Origin of the sequence: Siccirubricoccus deserti (genome assembly GCF_014283215.1) — a bacterium.
Classification (GTDB): domain Bacteria; phylum Pseudomonadota; class Alphaproteobacteria; order Acetobacterales; family Acetobacteraceae; genus Siccirubricoccus; species Siccirubricoccus deserti.
Window position 1 is genome coordinate 1 of record NZ_JACOMF010000145.1, and the last position, 4493, is coordinate 4493.

Here is a 4493-nt window from a genome sequence, read left to right on the forward strand (position 1 = left end):
TCAACACCCTCGACGGCACCGTGGTCGGCCGCTGCATGCCGCGGCACACCCACAAGGAGTTCGTCCGCTTCCTCAACGCCATCGAGCGCGCGGTCCCAGCCGGCAAGGTGATCCACGCCATCCTCGACAACTACGCCACCCACAAGCATCCGAAGGTGCAGCACTGGCTGGCCGGTCACCCGCGCTGGGTCTTCCACTTCACGCCGACCTCGGCGTCATGGATCAACGCCGTCGAGGGCTTCTTCTCCACCATCACCCGAAGGCGCATCCGGCGCGGCGTCTTCAGCTCCGTGCCCCACCTGCAGGACGCAATCACCCGCTACATCCGCGACCACAACAGGGCCGCCAGGCCATTCGTCTGGACCAAACCTGCAGATACCATCCTCAGCAAGCTCGCCAGACTTCCTGCACCTTCTGAATGAGTCAGTGCACTAGGTCATGGGGCGTCGAGGCGGAGAGCGGAGACTCCCTCCTTGAGCATGCCCGTGGCGACCTCGACGAAAGCGGGGCGGGGCTCGTGACCAGCCGCCGCGGCTGGGCTCGACCGCCGCTGCCAGTCCCCTGACCGCGGCCTGCTTCGTCGCTCAGCGGTTGGCGCGGTTGACAATTTTCCAAGGCTGCCTTCGTCGTGCTCAGCGTCGTGGCCAGTACGGCATTGCTGGTCGCCGCCGGGTCTGCGCTGCAACTGCTTTGAGCGGCATCCCTGCCACTGCTTCATTCACACGGCTCGGCGGCCCTGATCGTCAGGTCGCGCCGCCCTTGCCCTTGCCCGCCTTATCACGCTCCATTTGGCTTTGGCCCTGGTTCCGCTGGGTGCCACCCTGCTGGTGGGATACATTCGTCCCGCCGCCCTGGTGTCCGGCTTCATCGTCGCGCCGCCCGCCCAAGGGCTGGCCGGGGCTCGGTTGCTGGCCACGCTTCTGCTGACCCTGCTGATTCTGGCCTTTGTTATGCGCCATGGCTTGGCCTCCTGCCCCGCCGAGTATTCAGCGGGGTGGTTGCTGAACGCTCGGCGATTTCGAAAGATCGGCACGTTCGCGTGCAGATTTCATCGCCGGAACCCAAGCCGCGCGGGTGATGCTCCGCCGAGTGGCCAATGGGGTCAGGAGCCGTCTGGCAAGCAAGCCGCAAGCCCGGTGCTCTGCAACGGTCGTCCCTGCCGCGCAGGCATGTCCTACGGAAGCGCAGCGGCCCGGTGTCCTCTCCGGTGCCGCGCTCCACGATGCCGTAAACGATGCCTCTGCGCATCTCGGACCGGAACCGGTCCATCGACAGGCCGGGCTTGGTTGGCGAGCCGGGACGCAAGGCTGCCTGCCTCTCACGGTGCGGAACGACGGCGTGGGCCTGCCCGCCCAGGCGTGCGAAGGCAGTTGGGCCTGAACTGATCCGCGCATTCCACGGGGAGGGTCGGGCCTTACGCCTGCCCCAGGTAGACCAGCGGCATGGCCGCCGCTTCGGGCTCCACCGAATGCGGAGATTGCTACAGGTGGCTGCGGAACGGGTGGCGGCTGCACCTGTTGAGCGAAGCATGCCCTTCAAGGCTCCCCGAGACGACCCGACCGGCCCCGATGCGGCGAAGGAGGCGCGGCGCCTTCGCCTCCACCAGCGCATCCTGCGCGACTTCGGCCGGATCGCCCTCGACGATTTGGAGATCGGCCCGCTGCTGCAACGCGCCGTGGCGCAGGCCGCCCGGGCGACCGGCGTCCGCCACACCAAAATTATGCGCTACCGGACCGAGCAAGGCGACCTGCTGGCCGAGGCCGGATTCGGCTGGCGGCCGGGCTTTGTCGGCAAGGCTCGGTTCGGCATCGATGCGGCGTCGCCCCCGGGTCGCGCCCTACAAACCGGCCAGCCGGTGCTGATCGATGACATCCGCGACCATCCCGAGTTCCGCATCCATCCCGTCATCGCCGAGCACGGCATCGTCTCGCTGCTTAACGTGCCAATCAGGTTCGACAGGAACATCTGGGGCGTGCTGGAAGCGGATAGTGAGGAGCCCGGCCACTTCGACGACCTTGACGCCGAATTCCTTGAAGCCATGGCGGCCCTTGTGGCGGGCGCGTTGCAGCGCCAAGCCGCGGTGGCCCAGGCGGAGGCCGCCGCCTCCGAGGCGGCGGTGCGTGCTGAGCGCAGGGGCATGCTCCTGCGCGAATTGCAGCACCGCGCAAAGAACAACCTCGCCTTGGTGGCAGCCATGCTCGCGCGGGAGAAGCGGACCGCGACGGCTGAGCAGGACGCGCGAACCGCCGAGCGGCTGGCGCGGCTGATGCAGCGGGTCACTGCCATCACCCTGGCGCAGGACCGGCTGGCGGGCGCTGAGGGTGGCGGTTTGGCGGATGGGACCGGCACCGATCTCGCGGGTTACCTGAAAGCGCTGCTCGGCAGCCTAGACCTCAGCCTCGGTGGCAAGGTCGTGTTTGAGGCTGATCTGGAAAGCTGCGTGCTGCCCTTCGACAAAGCGGTCGTTGTGGGCTTGGCGGTGAACGAACTGGTGACCAACGCCGCCAAGCACGCCTATCCGGAAGGGGTGGAAGGCGTGGTGCGGGTCGAACTCCACACAGATGAGGTTCGCGCGGAAGCAGCGCTCACTGTCTCCGACGATGGCCGCGGCATCGATCCCAGCGCGGTAGCAGCACGGCGGGCCGGTGGGGGACAGGAGCTCGAACTTCTTCGGCACCTCGCTCGGCAACTTGGCGGCGACATTGAGCAGGGGACACAGGAGCGCGGCACCAGCGTCACCCTCCGCTTTCCGCTCGTCGTGTGACGGCTAGCGCGCCTCGCCCATGAGCCGGTTCGAGATGGCCAGCCGCAGAGCGGTCGCTCTGGCCGAGTACAGGCGTGAGAGAGACCGCATCGCGCTCATCCACACCGAGGTGCCAGAGGTGCTGTCCTGACAGTCATCGGCTCGAAGCTGGTCCGCGGTGTGCTGGACCGCCTCTGCGCGGAGGGATCAAAGGCAGTGCCCCGCTGCGAGTTCGTCGCCGCCTGCGTGGAGCGCCACCCCGTTTACCGGGACGTGCTGGCAGACCTCGGCTGGGTGGGCCAGGAGGCGGTCGCGCCGATGACTGGTTCCCGGCCGGGTGGACGAACCGGCCGCGTCGGCCGACCATGCTCCACCCCCATGCGCGTCCACCGCGCGCCGTCATCCACGCCTGAAGCCACGGAACAGCACGACGCCGATTAAGAAGACAAGGACGGCCGACCTGCTCCGCGCATTCCGGGCGAAGCCGAGGAACACCATCGACGAGGAGCGCTAGGACGTTCACGTGGAGGCTGGAAACGGACGTTTGGTGGGGCAGGTTCAGGGGCGGTAGGTGTCCCTTGCTCCCTCCGGCATCCCGAACAGGCGGTCGCTGGCGCGCCGGACCACGCCGTAGCACTCGCAAGCGACGCTCTCCAACCCAGGGCGGTCGGTGACCTCGATGCGGCCCCGCTGGTAACGGGTGAAACCCGCCTTTTGAAGCGTGCTTGTATGGCGCACGACGGGTACAGCCTGGAAGTACAATATCCCGCCTGTCGCGTGAATGAACTTTGATACCACTCGCCTGTTGGGCCGATCTGCGCATCCAGATACCCGTAATCCGAGAGTGCGGGCCTGGATTTCCGAACGCCAAGGGGGAACGGCCGATGGACGTGCTGATCGTGGAGGACGAGCCGCTGATCCGCGAGGCGGTCGCACGCGATTTACGAGAGGCGGGGTTCCGGATTGACGAGGCCGCCACTGCCGAGGCCGCGTTGGCCATGGCCGAGGAAGCCGCCGCCGTGAGCGGGCCACCGCTTGTGATCGTCACCGGTCTCCACCTCGGCCCCGGTCTGGACGGCTTGGCCCTCGGTGCTGAGGTGCTGCGGCGGTGGCCTGAGGTAGGCGTGGTCTACATGACGTGCCATCCCGACGCGCTTGATGGACACCTGCTCGGCCCGCGCGAACGCTACGTCGTCAAGCCCGTTGCGCCCGAGACGCTGCGCAACGCGGTGCGCTGCCTGACGCCAGCTTGGGCGCTGGCCCGGATGCCGTCCTGGGTAGGGCTGGGACATGCGGTCGCTGCTGCTCTCGGCCTGAGCGCCCCGAAGGGGGCATAGAAGGCTGCGCCGTACTGCATGGAAAAGCCGACGCCGACGGTCCCGCCACCGATACCTACCAACCTGAACAGTGCCCTCAGGCGGAACATTCATGCTCTTGAGGACCGCCGGAAGCAGGAGGCTGCCGCCGCTCCATTGCTCCACAAGCCAACCATAACGGCAGCCTCCTTTTACTCGGCTCAAGCGTAGCAATCTGAGGTGGTCCCCGGATTTCGGACAGGTGGGTAAGCTCGGTTCGCCTGTGAGAAGGACGGACCCGGATGACGGGCAAGCGGACGCGGTATTTGGCGGATTTCAAGGCGAAGGTTGCTTTGGAAGCGCTGCGGGGTGAGTTGACGACGGCGCAGCTGGCGGCCAAGCACGGCATTCACCAGACCATGGTGGGCGAGTGGAAGCGACAGGCCATGGAGGGG

General features: G+C 67.1%; 6 protein-coding genes. 5 read left to right on the plus strand and 1 reads right to left on the minus strand.

Annotated elements, in window-relative coordinates:
• Nucleotides 1-422 (plus strand): IS630 family transposase (locus H7965_RS28855; RefSeq protein WP_186773950.1); only part of this gene is annotated, 422 nt, incomplete at its 5' end.
• Between the two features lie 321 nt (nt 423-743).
• On the opposite strand, the gene H7965_RS28860 is transcribed toward H7965_RS28855, so the two are convergent.
• Nucleotides 744-959, minus strand: coding sequence for a hypothetical protein (locus H7965_RS28860; protein ID WP_186773951.1), 216 nt, complete (start codon nt 957-959; stop codon nt 744-746).
• A gap of 569 nt (nt 960-1528) precedes the next feature.
• On the opposite strand from H7965_RS28860, the gene H7965_RS28865 reads away from it, so the two are divergent.
• The 4 genes from H7965_RS28865 to H7965_RS28880 form a co-directional block, all read left to right on the plus strand.
• The gene (locus tag H7965_RS28865) at nt 1529-2764 is read left to right on the plus strand and encodes a sensor histidine kinase (RefSeq protein WP_186773952.1); all 1236 of its coding nucleotides are present in this window, start codon (nt 1529-1531) and stop codon (nt 2762-2764) included.
• Nucleotides 2765-2911: 147 nt separating this feature from the next.
• Nucleotides 2912-3184, plus strand: coding sequence for a GNAT family protein (locus tag H7965_RS32170; RefSeq protein WP_390624645.1), 273 nt, complete (start codon nt 2912-2914; stop codon nt 3182-3184).
• Between the two features lie 443 nt (nt 3185-3627).
• Nucleotides 3628-4080: a response regulator gene (locus tag H7965_RS28875; protein WP_186773954.1), complete on the plus strand. Its 453-nt coding sequence runs from the start codon at nt 3628-3630 to the stop codon at nt 4078-4080.
• Between the two features lie 260 nt (nt 4081-4340).
• Nucleotides 4341-4493: transposase (locus H7965_RS28880; protein WP_186773716.1), on the plus strand; the 153-nt coding region annotated here is incomplete at its 3' end.